This window comes from Chryseobacterium sp. G0162, from assembly GCF_003815715.1.
Lineage (GTDB): Bacteria > Bacteroidota > Bacteroidia > Flavobacteriales > Weeksellaceae > Chryseobacterium.
Genome location: NZ_CP033922.1, coordinates 5182331 through 5199550 on the forward strand (window position 1 = coordinate 5182331; position 17220 = coordinate 5199550).

The window sequence follows — 17220 nt, forward strand, 5'->3', positions numbered from 1 at the left end:
TAACAAAAACACACTCCCATGCTTGCAAAAAAAATCTAATTTTCTAAAATATGATAAATCTTTTCTATATATGTATTTATCCAACAATCCTTATATTTATAATTACAAAAACACACAACAAATGACAGAAAACGAATTATCAAAAATTGTTTTTGATGCTGGTTTAAAAATTCACAAAAAGATTGGTTCAGGATTATTCGAAAATGTTTATGAGGAATGTATGTTCTATGAATTAACAAAATCAGGATTCTTAGTGGAAAGACAAAAACTGCTTCCTATTATTTATGAGGATTTGAAAATTGAAAATGCTTTCAGGCTTGATATGATTATAGAAAACAAAGTTATCTTAGAAATAAAAACTGTTGATTATATCAGCCCTGTTCATAAAGCTCAACTTCTAACTTATTTAAAAATGGCCAATTGTAAACTGGGTATGTTACTCAATTTTCAATCTGATGTTTTCAAAAATGGAATTTCAAGAATAGTAAATAATTTATAAAAATTTGACAAAGTCAAATTCCATGCGCCTTAAAACAGTATTTTTGTACTACAATCTGCAACTTTGCATTTTAACCAACATCAAGCATGCATATACAAATCAAACAAGCCAATATCGGATACAACAAAACATTAATTTCAAATGCTAATGCAGAATTAAAGCTTGGTGATGTATGCTTATTGATTGGAAATAATGGTGTAGGAAAAACGACTTTAATCAAATCTATTCTTCATCAGATTTCATTACTGGATGGAGAAATCTTAATTCATAATAAGAATGTAAAAAGACTTTCTGTAAAGGAAATTGCAGAGAATATTGCTATTGTTTTTTCAAAATCGGTTATTCCACAGCATTATACGGTAGAAGATCTTATTTCATTGGGAAAATACATCTACTACCCTTTTTATTTTGAATTGAAGAAGGAAGATCGTGAAGAGGTTGCTCACATTATTGAGGAACTGGAGCTTGGACAATACAAATATACACTCCTTAAAAATCTTTCAGATGGAAATCTTCAAAAAGCATTTATTGGACGTGCTATTACCCAAAACTCTCCTGTTATTATTCTGGATGAACCGACCACCCATTTAGATGAGAAAAATAAGATCATTATTTTGAAAACTCTGAGAAAGCTGGCAAAGGAACAAAACAAACTTATCTTATTTTCTTCACATGACTGGCGTCTGGCTAAGGAGTTTGCTGATAAAATATGGTATGTAAAAGACAAACAGCTTTATTCAGGAATTGTGGAGGACGTATTGCTTCAGCATGATGAGCTTACCAATGTTTCATTATTTCAAATACATGAGAGTTTTATTCCGCCACATATCTCTGCACCGCCCGTTCAGAAGGAAATGCTCTATTCTTTGCTTCAAAAAAACTTCTCAAAAGACCTTTCTTCTCTTCATTTTGAATTTCAGAACAGTTTTTGGGTAATTACTAACGATTCTCAGAAACAACAATGCGAATCCTTCGAAGAAATCATAAATTTCATTGAAAACATTTACTAATCAACAGTTTTCTTTAATTATTTCACATACTATGCATGCATAGTATTATGCAAATCATACAATTTAACTCTTTTACTATCAACTTATTAACAAAATTTAACGTTAATAAATATTATGCATGCATAATATTTACTAAATTTGGGTAAAACCATTAGCGCAAAAATGATGGATAATAATAAGGAAAAAATAGAAAACGTAGATTTAATTTTAAAGCAGACCTGGTTGGCTGTTTCTAAAATGTACACAGAATTGGCTCAGGAACATGATTCCACAGCAGTGCAAGCCCTCACCCTTCTTAAAATTGATCCCAAAGAAGGCACACGAAGTACGAATCTTGGACCTAAAATGGCCATTGAACCCACTTCCCTAACGAGAATTATTAAACTTTTGGAAGATAACGGATATATCTATAAGGAGAAAACCACCACAGATAAAAGAGAGGTGATTATCAAACTTACCGATAAAGGTTTAAACTCCAGAAATATGTCTAAAGAAGTAGTAGTCAACTTTAATAAAAAGGTGATGGAAAAGATCAGCCCGGAAAAGATGGATGCTTTCAAAGATGTGATGACTGAGATCATGAAAATAGCCAATGAGCTGCTCAATAACAGAAAATAAATTATCATGAACTGTACGGTTCATATAACCTTATAAATAATAAAAAAATAGATATGAAAAGAAGAATCAAACACGTAACAGTTCTTGGTTCAGGAATTATGGGTAGCGGTATCGCAGCTCACTTCGCCAACATTGGTGTGGAAGTGTCACTTTTGGATATTGTACCTTTTGAATTGACTGAAGCTGAACAGAAAAAAGGTTTGACCAAAGAAGACAAGGCAGTAAGAAACAGAATTGCTGCTGAAAACTTCGAAAAACTTAAAAAAGCAAGCCCTGCACTTCTTTATTCACCAAAGTTTGCAGACAGAATCAAAATTGGAAACTTCGATGATGATTTACCAAAAATTAAAAATACAGACTGGATTATTGAAGTAGTTGTTGAAAGACTTGACATCAAAAAATCTGTCTATGAAAAAATTGAACAGTTCAGAAAGCCGGGAACATTAATTTCTTCTAATACTTCAGGGATTCCGATTCATTTCCTTACAGAAGGAAGAAGCGAGGATTTCAAAAAATACTTTGCAGGAACTCACTTCTTCAACCCGGTAAGATATCTTCCTCTTCTTGAGATTATTCCAACAAACGATACAGATCCGGAAATCATAGATTTTTACATGAATTATGGGGCTAAATTCTTAGGTAAAACTACCGTTTTAGCAAAAGATACTCCAGCGTTCATTGCTAACAGAATCGGGGTATTCTCTATGATGGATCTACTTCACAATGTACAGAAATTAGGACTTACTGTTTCTGACGTTGATAAATTAACAGGTCCTGTAATTGGACGTCCAAAATCGGCAACTTTCAGAACTGCTGACGTGGTAGGTCTTGATACTTTAGTTATGGTAGCCAACGGTGTTCGCCAAAGCGGTGCTGAAGCTAATGACTTTAATGATGTATTTGCTCTTCCTCCTTATATCCAAAAAATGATGGATAATAAATGGCTGGGTTCAAAAACTGAACAGGGATTCTATAAAAAAGTGAAAAACGCAGATGGAAAATCTGAAATTCACGGATTGAATCTTGATACTTTAGAATACGAACTTCAAGGCAAATCTTCATTCCCTACTCTAGAATTAACAAAGTCTATTGATAAACCAATTGACAGATTCAAAGTATTGATCGGAGGTAAAGATAAAGCAGGTGAACTATACAGAAAATCATTAGGTGCATTATTCGCTTATGTTTCTCATAAAGTTCCTGAAATTTCTGATGAAGTTTATAAAATAGATGACGCTATGAGAGCAGGTTTCGGATGGGAAAATGGTCCATTTGAGATTTGGGATGCTGTAGGTGTTCAAAAAGGTATTGAATTAGCAAAAGACGCAGGTTATGAAGTTTCTGACTGGGTTAAAAATGTAGAAACTTTCTATAAAGTTAATGATGAAGGACAAAGCATTTATGTTGATAAAAATTCAGGAGAATACAACAAAATCCCTGGACAGGATGCTTTCATTATCCTTGATAACATCAGAAAAAACAAAACGCTTTGGAGCAATTCAGGGGCTGCAATCCTTGATTTAGGTGATGGTATCATCAACTTCGAGATCCGTTCCAAAATGAATTCTCTTGGGGGCGAGGTTTTAGATGGGCTAAACAGAGCTATTGATTTGGCAGAAAAAGAATACGATGGATTAGTAGTAGGAAACCAAGGAGCTAACTTCTCTGTAGGAGCTAACCTTGCCATGATTCTTATGATGGCAATTGAGCAGGATTGGGATGATTTGAATATGGCGATTGCTTATTTCCAGAAATCAATGATGAGAGTACGCTACTCCTCTATTCCTGTAGTCGTTGCTCCTCACGGAATGACCTTAGGAGGAGGATGTGAAATGACAATGCATGCAGACAGAGTGGTTGCAGCCGCAGAAACTTATATCGGACTGGTAGAAACCGGAGTGGGTGTAATTCCTGGTGGTGGTGGTACTAAAGAACTTACTTTAAGAACTTCTAGAGAATTCCACAGTGACGATGTTAAAAACAACAGACTTCGTGATGCATTCATGAATATCGCTATGGGTAAAGTAGCTACTTCAGCATACGAAGCTTACGATATGGGAATCCTTGAAAAAGGGAAAGATATTGTTTCCGTAAGCAAAAACAGACAGATTGCTGAAGCTAAAAAAGTTGCAAAACTATTAGCGGAACAAGGCTATACTCAACCTATCGAGCAAAAAGTAAAAGTTTTGGGTAGAGATGCATTAGGAATGTTTTACGTAGGAACAGATCAGATGTTAACAGGAAAATATATCTCCGAGCACGACAAGAAAATTGCAGACAAATTAGCCAATGTAATGGTAGGTGGAAACTTATCTGAACCTACAGTAGTTACCGAGCAGTACTTATTGAACCTTGAAAGAGAAACATTCCTTCAGCTTTGTGGTGAAAGAAAAACTTTGGAAAGAATTCAGTATATGTTACAAAATGGGAAACCACTTAGAAACTAGATCTTTTGTAAAATGTAAAAAGTATTAATGTATTAACGATGCACAATTTCAGAGATTTAGAAGTTTGGACAAAATCAATGAAACTTTGTAAAATATTTTACCTGGCTTCAAATAATTTTCCAAAAGATGAAATGTTCGGATTGACATCACAATCAAGAAGAAGTTTATATTCAATTTCTTCTAATATTGCTGAAGGCGCAGGTCGAGATACAAATGCTCAATTTTCACATTTTTTGAATATTGCATTAGGTTCTTCATTTGAATTTGAAACCCAGATATTAATTGCTAATGATTTGGGGTTCTTTAAAAACGATGATTTTAATATTACTTATTCTGAAATCAAGCATATACAAAATATGTTGGTGAAATTGAAGCAAAAATTTAATACTTAAACATTTTAATCATAAATACATTTTACATAAATACTTTAATACAAAAAAAATGAAAACAGCATACATCGTAAAAGGATTTAGATCAGCAGTAGGAAAAGCACCAAAAGGTTCCCTACGCTTTACACGTCCTGACGTTATGGCAGCAACAGTTATTGAAAAGTTAATGGCTGAGCTTCCGCAATTAGATAAAAACAGAATTGATGACCTTATTGTAGGAAATGCAATGCCTGAGGCAGAGCAAGGATTAAACGTAGCCCGTCTGATCTCCCTGATGGGTCTAAATACAGATAAAGTTCCGGGAGTAACTGTAAACAGATACTGTGCTTCAGGAAGTGAGGCTATTGCAATTGCTTCTGCAAAAATCCAGGCTGGAATGGCAGATTGTATCATTGCAGGAGGTACAGAATCTATGTCTTATATCCCGATGGGTGGTTACAAGCCGGTTCCAGAAACTGATATCGCTAAAACAAACCCTGATTATTATTGGGGAATGGGTTACACAGCTGAAGAAGTAGCAAAACAGTACAATATTACCAGAGAAGAACAAGATCAGTTCGCATTTGAATCTCATATGAAGGCTTTAAAAGCTAACCAGGAGGGAAAATTTGCCAACCAGATTGTTCCGATCCCTGTAGAATATAATTTCCTTGATGAAAATCAGAAGCTTCAGACGAAGAAATTCGATTTCTCGGTAGATGAAGGTCCAAGAGCTGATACTTCGCTAGCAGGTTTAGCTAAACTTAGACCTGTTTTCGCTAACGGAGGGAGCGTAACTGCCGGAAACTCTTCTCAGATGAGTGATGGTGCCGCTTTCGTCATGGTAATGAGCGAGGAAATGGTAAAAGAATTAGGTCTTGAGCCGGAAGCAAGATTAGTAGCTTATGCAGCAGCAGGTCTTGAGCCAAGAATTATGGGAATGGGTCCTATCTATGCTATTCCAAAAGCATTGAAACAAGCTGGTCTTGAATTAAAGGATATTGATTTGATCGAATTAAACGAAGCTTTCGCATCACAATCAGTGGCTATTAAAAAAGAGCTAGGTTTAAACCCTGATATCTTAAACGTAAACGGAGGAGCAATCGCTCTTGGTCACCCACTTGGATGTACAGGAACAAAATTGACCGTACAACTTCTTGACGAAATGAGAAAACGTGGAAACAAATACGGAATGGTTTCTATGTGTGTGGGAACCGGACAAGGAGCGGCTTCAATCTTTGAACTACTTTAAAGCGTACTGATGTATTTACGTAAAATGTATTTATGACTTACAAGCATAAAATCATGAACATATTCTACATGAATACTTTGATACAAAATAATCAATTAAAAAAAACAAAATAATATATGGCTACATTAAAAGGAGGTGAATTCCTGATCAAGGAAATTCCTGCAAATGAAATTTTCAGTCTTGAAGAACTGAGCGAAGAACAAAAAATGCTTCGCGATTCTGCGAAAGAATTTATAGATAGAGAAGTTGTTCCACAACATGATCGTTTTGAGAAAAAGGATTATGCATTGACTGAAGAGAAAATGCGTCAATTAGGAGAAATGGGACTTCTTGGAATTACTGTCCCTGAAGAATATGGAGGTCTTGGAATGGGATTCGTGAGTACAATGTTGGCTTGTGATTACGTTTCAGGTGGAAATGGATCATTAGCAACAGCTTATGGAGCGCATACAGGAATAGGAACACTTCCTACTCTCCTTTATGGAACTGAGGAATTAAAAAAGAAGTATCTTCCGGATTTAGCGAACGGAACAAAATTCGGTGCTTATTGTTTGACTGAACCGGATGCGGGTTCTGATGCCAATTCAGGGAAAACCAGAGCAAAATTGTCAGATGATGGAAAACATTACATCATCAACGGACAAAAAATGTGGATTTCCAATGCAGGTTTTGCTGATACTTTCACTTTATTTGCTAAAATTGATGATGATAAAAACATCACCGGTTTCGTTATCAACCGTTCTGAACTGGAAAACCCTGAAAGCTTAACTTTTGGAGAAGAAGAGCATAAATTAGGAATTCGTTCCTCTTCTACACGTCAGGTTTTCTTCAATGATATGAAAGTTCCTGTAGAAAATATGTTGGGTGAAAGAAATAATGGTTTTAAAATCGCTTTGAATGCATTAAATGTTGGTAGAATTAAATTGGCTGCAGCAAATCTTGACGGACAAAGAAGAATTTTGAATCATTCTATTCAATATTCAAATGAAAGAAAACAATTCGGAGTTTCGATCTCTACTTTCGGAGCGATCAGAAAGAAGCTTGCTGAAATGTCAACCGGAGTTTTCGTAAGTGAAGCAGGTTCATACCGTTTAGCAAAAAATGTTGAAGATAAAATCGAAGAATTAGTTTCCGGAGGAATGGATCATCAACAAGCTGAATTAAAAGGGGTTGAAGAATTTGCTGTAGAAGCTTCTATTCTTAAAGTTTTTGTATCTGATCTTACCCAAAATACTGCCGATGAAGGAATTCAGATTTATGGTGGAATGGGATTCTCTGAAGATACTCCTATGGAATCTGCCTGGAGAGATGCGAGAATTGGAAGAATCTATGAAGGAACGAACGAAATCAACAGATTATTAGCAGTAGGAATGCTTATTAAAAGAGCAATGAAAGGTGAATTAGACCTTTTATCTCCTGCAATGGCTATCAGCAAAGAATTGATGGGTATTCCTTCATTTGAAGTTCCTGATTATTCAGAATTCATGAGTGAAGAGAAAGCTATTATCGCTAATCTTAAGAAAGTATTCTTAATGGTTTCCGGAGCAGCTCTTCAAAAATATATGATGGACATTGAAAAGCAACAACACTTATTACTGAATGCTTCTGAGATCCTTAACCAGATCTATATGGCAGAATCTGCAATATTAAGAGCTCAAAAACACTTCTCTCCTGATTCTGTAGAAGCAGCTATGGCTCAATTGAACCTTTACAAAGCGGTTGAGAAAATCATTGTAGCAGCTAAAGAGGGAATCATTTCTTTTGCTGAAGGAGATGAGCAGAGAATGATGCTTTCAGGATTAAGAAGATTCACTAAGTATACTAATCATCCGAATGTAGTAGCATTAACTGAAAAAGTAGCGGCTCACTATATCGAAAAAGGAGCTTATTAGTCTCTATAACATAAATTTGATTTCAAAACGTCCCATTTTGGGGCGTTTTTTGTTATTTATTCGTTCACAAAAGAGAATTTTGAAAAAAATTCAGATTTCAATATTTTTTCTCTAACTTTATGATACTAAAACCTTTAACCAAAATACAAACTTATGGGAAAATTTATTATTTCTAAAAGAACCAACGGAGATTTTCAGTTCAACCTTAAAGCCGGAAACGGCCAAGTAATTTTAACAAGCCAGGGATACAGTACAAAACCGTCCTGTGAGAACGGAGTCAGTTCTGTAAAAATCAATTCTCAGGAAGATGCCAAATTTGAAAGGAATACCGCCAGAGATGGCAGATGTTATTTTAACCTTAAAGCCGGAAATGGGCAAATCATCGGAACCAGCCAGATGTATGAATCTGATAACGGGATGGAAAATGGAATAGAATCTGTAAAAAATAACGCTCCCAATGCTTCTGTAGAGGATGAAACAAATTTCTAGAATATTACTAAATAATCTTAATAAAAATGTCTTATATTTTTAAGGCATTTTTTATTTTTGTACTCTATTTTCATAGAAAAATGACAAAAGAAGAACTACTCAATAAAGCTATAAAGATTGCCGATAAGGCTCATAAAGGACAAACTGATAAATACCACGCTCCTTATATTGCACACGTTATGCGTGTCATGGAATATGGTAAAACAATTGATGAAAAAATCGTTGGTGTGCTGCATGATGTTGTAGAAGATCATCCATTGGAATTCAGCCTTGATTATTTAAGAGCAGAAGGATTTCCCGAATACATTATTTTCGCCATCAGCTGCCTTACCAAATTCGATCCGGAGGAAGACTACGATGAATTCATTAAAAGAACAGAAAGATCCCTTCTTGCGGTTGCAGTAAAAATTAATGATCTTCGCGATAATATGGATCTTAGAAGAGTAAACCGCGAACTTACTCCTAAAGACATTAAAAGATTTAATAAATATCTTAAAGCCTATCGTTATCTTATAGAGAAATACTAATTAAAAAACACACAAATGACTAATAACCTGCCCAAAATTTCACCTGCTTATCAATCTAAGCTGACTTCTGCTATTATATCAGTTTCAGTTTTTTTTCTGATGTATTTAATACTTATTCTAACTTCTCTCCTAATGATTTTCCTATTAGGTTATGGTGCCATCCAGCTATTGAGTATTAAAGTTAATTATTTTACTATTTTTGGCGCGGTAGGATTATTTAGTATAGGTGTTTTTGTATTTATCTTTCTTATCCGATTTATTTTCAGAAAAAATAATTACAGTACACGTCATCTGATAGAAGTAACACGCTCCCATCAGCCCGAACTTTTTAACATGATTGACGAAATTGTAAAGGAAACAAAAGTTCAGGCTCCCAAGAAAGTTTTTCTTTCACCGGAGGTAAATGCCAGTGTAAGCTATAATTCTATTTTCTGGAGTATGTTTCTTCCTGTAAAGAAAAACCTTACTATAGGCATGGGACTTATTAATTCAACAAGTGCCGGAGAATTGAGAACGGTTCTTGCTCATGAGTTTGGCCATTTTTCTCAAAGAAGTATGAAAGTAGGTGGTTATGTGAATCAGGCCGAAAAAATCATTTTTGAAACCGTTTACAATAATAAAGATTATGAAAATTTCATTATAGAGTTTTCAGGAGGCAATGTATTTTTTAAAATTTTCGGTCTCATCTCAGTGAGTTTTATCAATGCATTTCAATATATTCTTAAAAGTATTTCAAATTTTCTTTTTAAAAACCATGCTTCGCTTCAAAGAGAAATGGAATATCATGCCGATGCCATCTCAACGTTCATAACGAATCCTGAAGAGCAGATTTCATCGTTATTAAGATTAGAATTGAGTGATGTTGCTCTTACTTATACGCTCAATTTCTATATTGAGAACAATCAGAAATATCTTCCTAAAAATATTTATAAAAACCAGGTTTCTTTAATGAAAATTTTCAGTGAAAGAAATAATCATCCTTATGTAAACGGACTTCCACAAATAGATCTAGAAGATTTGACCCGATATAATAAATCCAGAATTGAGATTGAAGACCAATGGGCATCTCATCCCGATATTGCCAAAAGAGTAGAAAGGATCAAAAGGAACGAATCCCAAAATACAAGCAGAGATCACAGACCTGCCGGAGAAATAATAAAAGGCTATGAAAGTATATGCGAAACTTTAACTTCAAAGTATCTCACATTATTAAATATTAAAAATGTTGGAGAAGTTATTGATGACGAAACTTTTACAGCGCTTTATCTGGAAAACAATAATTATCAGCATCTGATTTCTTGTTTTAATGGATATTATGAAAGGCATAACCCTATTTTAGAAAATATTGAAGCTATTATTCCAGATTCCGGGCTTCAACATGGATATGACCTTTTCAGTGATAAAAAAGTTTCTCTTGTGTATGAAAAAGCAGGGATAGAGCAAGATCTTCAAACTTTAAAATATTTAGTTTCTCAACCAAAAGAAATAAAAACGTTCAGATATAACGGTACCTTACACAAAGCAAAAGAGGCTGGAAACATTATCCCACAACTTGAAAAAGAACTTACCCAGGTAACTGCTGAGCTTCATACAAACGACAAATCTATTTTCCAGCATTATTATCATATATGCACTGATGAACAGCGAATGGATTTAATACGTCAATACAAAAAAATGTCAGCAATAGACAAGGAATTTGATGAATTTCAAGAAAGCCTTAATGAATTTATCGGATACTTACAATTCATGACGGTTACTTTACCTTTTGAAGAAATTCGTAAACACAGAGCAAAGCTTTTGAAGGCAGAAAAACCGTTTAAACAAAAGATCAGAAACCTTCTGGAAAATTCTGCTTACAAAGAATTCCTGACGGATGAAGAAAATAACCTTCTTCAGCAGTTTGTAAATACTGAATATATTTATTTCAATAATGACCGATATCTTCAGAATGAGGTAGATTCAGTATACTTATTGATTGAAAAATATCAGGGTCTTTTAACTACTTATTACCTTAATACAAAACAGGATCTATTAAATTTACAGTCAGATTTAGACAGAGCCTCTTAGTCTGCCCCTGGGAAATCATATGTTTTCACCTCGTGATCTGTACCATCAATATTGATATTCAATGCCAGGTAGATGAAATGTAAATTCTTATTTCCTTTTGCTTCAAATTCACGTTGCCAAAGGTATCCGCTCAAAATTCCAAAATAGTCATCAATCTGATAGCCAAAACCACCATACACCCTGTTTCTGGCAAAAGTGGGCTTCATTGGGGATACCAGGAAGATTTCATCATAAGCATTGGCAAAAACAGTTCCTTTTTTGATCGTTTTAGAGTTTAAAGGAACACTTACATTCAGACGGTAACGATACCGCATTCTTTGGGATGTCTGATCCGTTTGTGGTTCATAAAACCAGCTTTTCTCAGCACGGAAACGGTTTTCAAACTTCACAATACCCTTTTTGATATCAATGATATCCTGAAGCCATACTCTGAACTCTTCCCTGCTTAATTTGTGGTCCTTATAATTGACATACCTTCCCAGTCCTACAAAAGGTTTATGATTCTTGGTAAGATTATACCCTAATCCCCCTTTTATTTCATAATAATCCGGGTAGGTATAATCTTCATTACCTCTTAATTGCCCTTCTCCGTAGATGAAAAATTTAGGATGAAACTTATAGGTTAGCGTTACTGCATTGAAGCTGGAAATATGTTCCTGAGCTTTGAATAAAGATAGACTAAGAAGTAGCCCTAAACCTAGAAAACGTTTCATAAAAAATTTTTGCAAATGTAATTTTTTTAACAATTTGTTAATATTAACTTTAATTAATATTGATTTAACACTTACTTCATGTTAATTGTATAAGAAAAGCCTATATGAAACCATCTTTGTGGCATTTCTACTCCAAATGCTTCCGTGTATTTTGTATTGGTAATATTATTCACTAGAACATATACCGAATAATCTTTTTTGCTAAAGCTTAATTTTTCATCCAACAGCTGATAGCTTCCCAGGTTCATCCTTTGATTGTACCTGTAAACCAATTCATTTGTGAAAGCACCTAGGAATTTTGTCTCCATTTTACCAATGAACTGATGTCTCAGATTATCCATAACGTATTTTGAAACGAATTCATTGGATTTCTGAAACTTACCATCAATATAAGTATATCCTGCCATCACCTTCAGCCAATCGTTCATTTTGTAGTTTACTTCGGCTTCTATTCCTTTGATTTTAATGTTTCCTACATTATCTGCAGCCCATGTTTTATCATTGATATCTTTTTTTACCCAATCAATAGAATTTTTTGAATCTCTTAAAAACCCGCTAATTTTGGCTAAAATCTTTTTATCCTGATATTGGTAACCTACCTCAGATGAAATACCATTTTCAGGCAGCAAATTTGGGTTACCACGCTCTTGCGGACTTACATAATAAAGATCGGTAAAAGTAGGAATACGGTGTACTTTGGCAATGTTCCCATAGACTTTGCTGTTAGGATTGAAATTATATCCTACATCCAATCCAGGATAGAAAAAATTACCCTCTTTAGAATAGTTTGCCCATGAGATTCCGGGACTGATGTTTAATTTTTTATCTAATAATGAGAAGTGATGTTCAAAGAAAACCTGGGAAACAAAACGGTTCGGATTTCCTAGATTACTGCTTACCAAGAACTCTTTTCTCAGCTCCACACCTACTCCTGTAGTTCCCAATCCCCATTGATAGCTGGAATTGACTTCACCTCCTACATTATTTCCAATGTGCATATTTCTGTAAAAAGAAGGGTCTTGTCTTTTGTAAAGGTACATATCCTGCCCTCTTCTCCAATATACATTAGAATTAATCTTTAATTTTCCAAAAGTCTGCTGATGGGCAACACTTACAATAGATGCCTGCATTTCTTCATACTGATCAATCGCAGTTTTGGAAGCATAAAATCCATTAGCTCCGAATTTCTTTTCAGAAAAACCGGCCTGAAGTCTCAGATCACCATTCTTAATATTCAGTTTTCCCTGATAGAATACATTTCTGATTTCATAATCCGTATTATACATATAGCCTTGAGATCCTGAAGAATTAGCCTGCAGGGTATTGGAAAATTTTTCATTTCCCATCTGGGCATTAAAGCCTAATCTATAAGAACTATAGTCTCCACCTTCTGCACTTATTTTAACCTTCTTTCCTACTCCCGGTTTGGTAATCACATTAATAACCCCGGCGTAAGCATTTTGCCCAAAACGTCTGGCAGCAGGGCCTTTGATGATCTCAATTTTTTCCACATCTTCAAGATCCACCGGAATGTTCATAGAATTGTGCCCTGTCTGTGAATCATTGATTCTGACTCCGTTCAATAATAATAAAACCTGCTCAAAGGAACTTCCACGGAAACTGATATCACTCTGAACTCCATTGGATCCTCTCCTTCTGATGTCCATCCCCGGAACCTGCTGAAGAATTTCATCAATACTTTTTGAAGGGGCATTGGCAATATCTTCTTTGGTGATTACAGTAATATTCTGGTTGGCACTTTTATAAGGTGTAGAGATAAACTTCCCCTGAAATTCAATTTTTTCAATATCTGTAGTTTTTTCCTGAGCCTGTACCCAAAGCAGAGATCCCAGAAAAAAAACACTTCCTATCTTTTTGATCATAATCGTTTCCGTAGTTTCTTTTAACAAGGTTCAAAAGTAAGGGAGTTCAGGAAGACAGGCAAATGATACTTGTCATAAAAAAAGACGCGGCCTGAAATGCTGCGTCTATGTTCTTTGAGGGAGAGTTTCTATCTTTTTCTCATTAAATGTGTAACTAGATCTCTGAATAATTTTCTCATTCCTATATTACATATTTATGAATACAATTTTAAATAATTTTAAAATATAAAACAATACCCTGGCAAAAAAACGTGTTAAAAGATCAAAAACTGTTTAAAATTCAATAACAACAAAGGGCAAAAAGAAAATAATTCCACAAAAAACATTTTAAATCTTCTTTTTCTGAGTGTAATATTGTGGGATCATCATTCTCATTTTTTATTTTATATACAATTTTAGTAATAGGATAATCATGTAATTTTCGCTAAAAAATTCGTAATTTTGTGGGTCTTAATTTTACGGTGAGAAGATTCTTTTTCAACTCTATTTTGGGCAGCATTCTGCAAACATGTTGTCTCTGTCAGTTGAATAGAAAATAGTTTTGAAAGTTCAATTGATGACATCCTGGAATATTCCAGAAAACACCATTAAACTGGCAGTTTACAACACTGTACAGTTACTTTTATGAATAAACAAAATATGGCTAATACTACAGAAATAGACATAAAAAAACAGATTTTCGTTAAGAATGCCCATCTTAATAATCTGAAACATATAGACGTCCTGATCCCCAAAAACAAACTGATTGTTATTACCGGAGTATCAGGAAGTGGTAAATCATCTCTGGCTTTTGATACCATTTATGCAGAAGGACAGAGAAGGTATGTGGAAAGTTTAAGTTCTTATGCCCGTCAGTTCTTAGGAAAATTAGAAAAGCCTAAAATTGATGATATTAAAGGACTTGCACCCTCCATCGCTATCCAGCAAAAAGTAATTTCATCCAATCCACGTTCTACCGTAGGAACCTCTACAGAGATCTATGATTATATGAAGCTTTTATTTGCCAGGATTGGAAAAACATTTTCTCCTGTTTCGGGGGAAGAAGTGAAAAAAGATTCGGTTTCTGATGTGGTTGACTTCATTAAGGCTTCTAAAAAAGATACTTCCTTTTTATTGACTGCTCCATTGGAATATGATGCTGATAATTTTAAGGAAACTTTAAATGTTTTAAAACTTGCCGGTTTTACAAGACTTGAAATCAACGGAAATCTGGCAGGAATTGAAGATCTTGAAAGCTTCGGATTTGCCCCGGAAAAAGGAATGAAGATCAATTTGGTAATCGACCGTTTTTCCTATGAAGAAGATGAAAGCTTTTTACAGCGATTGGCAGACTCTATTCAGATGGCTTTTTATGAAGGCCATGGCTACTGTTCTTTAAAAAATACAGACACCGAAAAGGTAAAAGAGTTCTCCAATAAATTTGAATTGGATGGAATAGAGTTTCTTGAACCCAATGTTCATTTTTTTAGCTTCAATAATCCGTATGGAGCATGTCCGGCATGCGAAGGCTATGGAAAAGTAATTGGAATTGATGAAGATTTAGTGGTTCCTAATAAGACACTATCCATCTATGAAGATGCTGTAGCCTGCTGGCGAGGAGAAACAATGAGTGAATGGAAAAAAGACTTTATCAAAAAGGCAGGAGACTTTCCTATTCATAAACCTTATCATCAATTGACCAAGGAGCAGAAAAATTTCCTTTGGAAAGGTGATGGTAAAAGTACTTTCCCATGTATTAACAATTTCTTCAAAATGCTTGAAGAAAACCTTTATAAAATCCAGTACCGTGTCATGCTTTCCCGTTACAGAGGAAAAACCCTTTGCCCAACTTGTGAAGGATTAAGATTGCGTGAAGAAACGAGCTGGGTAAAAGTAGACGGACACAACATTCAATCAATGATTGAGCTTCCGTTAGATGAACTTGTTCCGTTAATCAACAGTCTAAAATTATCTGACCACGATAAAGAAGTTGCCAAACGTCTATTGTACGAAATCACAACCCGTCTGGAGTTTTTACTAAAAGTAGGGTTAGGATATTTAACCTTAAACAGAACCTCAAATACCCTTTCAGGAGGAGAAAGTCAAAGAATTAACCTGGCAACAAGCTTAGGAAGTTCTTTGGTAGGTTCCATCTATATATTGGATGAGCCTTCTATCGGATTACATTCCAAGGATACTGAAAATCTCATCGAAGTATTGAAAAATCTACGTGATTTAGGAAATACTGTCATTGTAGTGGAACACGATGAAGATGTGATGCATGCCGCCGATTATATCATTGATATTGGACCGGAGGCAGGTTATCTTGGTGGAGAACTCGTATTTGCAGGAGATTATAAGGATCTGAAAAAGGCCAACACGCTTACCTCAGAATACCTTACAGGAAGACTCGAAATAGAAGTTCCGAAGAAACGTAGAAAAGCAAAAGAATGGATCCATATTAAAGGAGCCCGCCAGAATAACCTTAAAAATATTGATGTAGATGTTCCTTTGGAAAGTCTAACCGTTATTTCAGGTGTTTCCGGAAGTGGAAAATCTACTTTAATGAAGGAAATCCTTACCAACGACATTCAGATTCAGCTGGGAATGGGTGGTAAAAAAGGAGACTATGATTCTGTAGAGTTCCCCAAAAAGCTCATCAAAAATATTGAATTGATTGATCAGAATCCTATCGGAAAATCTTCAAGATCAAACCCGGTAACCTACCTGAAAGCATATGATGACATCCGTGATCTTTTTGCTAAGCAGAAGGTTGCTAAAATGATGGGTTACAAACCGAAGCACTTCTCTTTCAACGTAGATGGTGGAAGATGTGATGAATGTAAAGGTGAAGGAGTCATCAATGTTTCTATGCAGTTTATGGCTGATATTGAGCTTGAATGTGAAGTTTGTAAAGGAACACGATTCAAAAATGAGATCCTTGAAGTAAAATTCGATGAGAAAAATATTTCTGATATTCTTCATATGACGGTGGATGAAGCATTGGAATTCTTTAAAGATAATAATGAAGAAAAAATTGTAACCAAGCTGAGACCCTTACAGGAAGTTGGATTGGGGTATTTACAGTTGGGACAAAGCTCTTCTACCCTTTCCGGTGGTGAAGCACAACGTGTAAAACTGGCTTCATTCCTTGTGAAGGGAGTTACTACAGATAAAACTTTATTTATCTTTGATGAGCCTTCTACCGGGCTTCATTTCCATGATATCCAAAAGCTTTTGAAATCATTACAGGCACTGATTGAACTTGGACACTCAGTGATCGTTATTGAGCACCAGCCGGATATTATCAAATGTGCTGACTATATTATTGATATTGGCCCAGGAGCTGGAAAACATGGTGGAGAGGTAGTTTTTGCCGGAACCCCTGAGGACCTGGCGAAAAATAAAAAGTCTTATACCGCAAAATACATCAAGGAAAAACTTGAGAAATAAATACAGACAGAGAGCCGTTAAGC

Annotated in this window: 13 protein-coding genes; 11 read left to right on the forward strand and 2 right to left on the reverse strand. The window is 35.0% G+C overall.

Features of this window, described 5'->3' with window-relative positions:
* The first annotated feature begins 121 nt into the window (after positions 1 to 121).
* From EG344_RS23265 to EG344_RS23310, 10 genes are all read left to right on the forward strand, one after another.
* The gene (locus EG344_RS23265) at positions 122 to 499 is read left to right on the forward strand and encodes a GxxExxY protein (RefSeq protein ID WP_123911653.1); all 378 of its coding nucleotides are present in this window, start codon (positions 122 to 124) and stop codon (positions 497 to 499) included.
* Between the two features lie 86 nt (positions 500 to 585).
* Positions 586 to 1509: an ABC transporter ATP-binding protein gene (locus EG344_RS23270; protein WP_123911654.1), complete on the forward strand. Its 924-nt coding sequence runs from the start codon at positions 586 to 588 to the stop codon at positions 1507 to 1509.
* A gap of 165 nt (positions 1510 to 1674) precedes the next feature.
* Positions 1675 to 2127, forward strand: coding sequence for a MarR family winged helix-turn-helix transcriptional regulator (locus tag EG344_RS23275; protein WP_123860527.1), 453 nt, complete (start codon positions 1675 to 1677; stop codon positions 2125 to 2127).
* A 53-nt stretch (positions 2128 to 2180) separates the two neighbouring features.
* Complete coding sequence (locus EG344_RS23280; RefSeq protein WP_123911655.1) at positions 2181 to 4574, forward strand: 3-hydroxyacyl-CoA dehydrogenase/enoyl-CoA hydratase family protein; 2394 nt, start codon at positions 2181 to 2183, stop codon at positions 4572 to 4574.
* Between the two features lie 77 nt (positions 4575 to 4651).
* A complete protein-coding gene (locus EG344_RS23285) occupies positions 4652 to 4966 on the forward strand; it encodes a four helix bundle protein (protein ID WP_262697515.1) in 315 nt (104 codons plus the stop codon).
* Between the two features lie 49 nt (positions 4967 to 5015).
* Entirely contained in the window at positions 5016 to 6194 is a 1179-nt protein-coding gene (locus tag EG344_RS23290) for a thiolase family protein (protein WP_123911657.1), read from the forward strand.
* Positions 6195 to 6310: 116 nt separating this feature from the next.
* Entirely contained in the window at positions 6311 to 8086 is a 1776-nt protein-coding gene (locus EG344_RS23295; protein ID WP_123911658.1) for an acyl-CoA dehydrogenase family protein, read from the forward strand.
* 153 nt (positions 8087 to 8239) lie between these two features.
* Entirely contained in the window at positions 8240 to 8575 is a 336-nt protein-coding gene (locus EG344_RS23300; protein ID WP_123911659.1) for a YegP family protein, read from the forward strand.
* A gap of 80 nt (positions 8576 to 8655) precedes the next feature.
* The gene (locus EG344_RS23305; RefSeq protein WP_123855698.1) at positions 8656 to 9102 is read left to right on the forward strand and encodes a phosphohydrolase; all 447 of its coding nucleotides are present in this window, start codon (positions 8656 to 8658) and stop codon (positions 9100 to 9102) included.
* Positions 9103 to 9234: 132 nt separating this feature from the next.
* Complete coding sequence (locus tag EG344_RS23310) at positions 9235 to 11169, forward strand: M48 family metallopeptidase (RefSeq protein WP_228412809.1); 1935 nt, start codon at positions 9235 to 9237, stop codon at positions 11167 to 11169.
* Here EG344_RS23310 and EG344_RS23315 read toward each other — a convergent pair.
* Both EG344_RS23315 and EG344_RS23320 read right to left on the reverse strand, forming a co-directional pair.
* A complete protein-coding gene (locus EG344_RS23315; RefSeq protein ID WP_123911661.1) occupies positions 11166 to 11882 on the reverse strand; it encodes a DUF2490 domain-containing protein in 717 nt (238 codons plus the stop codon). The two genes, EG344_RS23310 and EG344_RS23315, sit on opposite strands and share 4 nt — an antisense overlap.
* Before the next feature lie 71 nt (positions 11883 to 11953).
* Positions 11954 to 13765: a TonB-dependent receptor plug domain-containing protein gene (locus EG344_RS23320; RefSeq protein ID WP_123911662.1), complete on the reverse strand. Its 1812-nt coding sequence runs from the start codon at positions 13763 to 13765 to the stop codon at positions 11954 to 11956.
* A gap of 639 nt (positions 13766 to 14404) precedes the next feature.
* Between EG344_RS23320 and uvrA the strand changes: the two genes are divergently transcribed.
* Positions 14405 to 17197: an excinuclease ABC subunit UvrA gene (uvrA, locus tag EG344_RS23325; RefSeq protein WP_123911884.1), complete on the forward strand. Its 2793-nt coding sequence runs from the start codon at positions 14405 to 14407 to the stop codon at positions 17195 to 17197.
* Positions 17198 to 17220 lie beyond the last annotated feature (23 nt).

What these genes read in the sequence shown, in the direction of transcription:
- EG344_RS23265 (WP_123911653.1), top strand. Translation starts at nt 122, where the DNA reads ATGACAGAAAACGAATTATCAAAAATTGTTTTTGATGCTGGTTTAAAA.
- EG344_RS23270 (WP_123911654.1), top strand. Translation starts at nt 586, where the DNA reads ATGCATATACAAATCAAACAAGCCAATATCGGATACAACAAAACATTA.
- EG344_RS23275 (WP_123860527.1), top strand. Translation starts at nt 1,675, where the DNA reads ATGGATAATAATAAGGAAAAAATAGAAAACGTAGATTTAATTTTAAAG.
- EG344_RS23280 (WP_123911655.1), top strand. Translation starts at nt 2,181, where the DNA reads ATGAAAAGAAGAATCAAACACGTAACAGTTCTTGGTTCAGGAATTATG.
- EG344_RS23285 (WP_262697515.1), top strand. Translation starts at nt 4,652, where the DNA reads ATGAAACTTTGTAAAATATTTTACCTGGCTTCAAATAATTTTCCAAAA.
- EG344_RS23290 (WP_123911657.1), top strand. Translation starts at nt 5,016, where the DNA reads ATGAAAACAGCATACATCGTAAAAGGATTTAGATCAGCAGTAGGAAAA.
- EG344_RS23295 (WP_123911658.1), top strand. Translation starts at nt 6,311, where the DNA reads ATGGCTACATTAAAAGGAGGTGAATTCCTGATCAAGGAAATTCCTGCA.
- EG344_RS23300 (WP_123911659.1), top strand. Translation starts at nt 8,240, where the DNA reads ATGGGAAAATTTATTATTTCTAAAAGAACCAACGGAGATTTTCAGTTC.
- EG344_RS23305 (WP_123855698.1), top strand. Translation starts at nt 8,656, where the DNA reads ATGACAAAAGAAGAACTACTCAATAAAGCTATAAAGATTGCCGATAAG.
- EG344_RS23310 (WP_228412809.1), top strand. Translation starts at nt 9,235, where the DNA reads ATGATTTTCCTATTAGGTTATGGTGCCATCCAGCTATTGAGTATTAAA.
- EG344_RS23315 (WP_123911661.1), bottom strand. Translation starts at nt 11,882, where the DNA reads ATGAAACGTTTTCTAGGTTTAGGGCTACTTCTTAGTCTATCTTTATTC.
- EG344_RS23320 (WP_123911662.1), bottom strand. Translation starts at nt 13,765, where the DNA reads ATGATCAAAAAGATAGGAAGTGTTTTTTTTCTGGGATCTCTGCTTTGG.
- uvrA (WP_123911884.1), top strand. Translation starts at nt 14,405, where the DNA reads ATGGCTAATACTACAGAAATAGACATAAAAAAACAGATTTTCGTTAAG.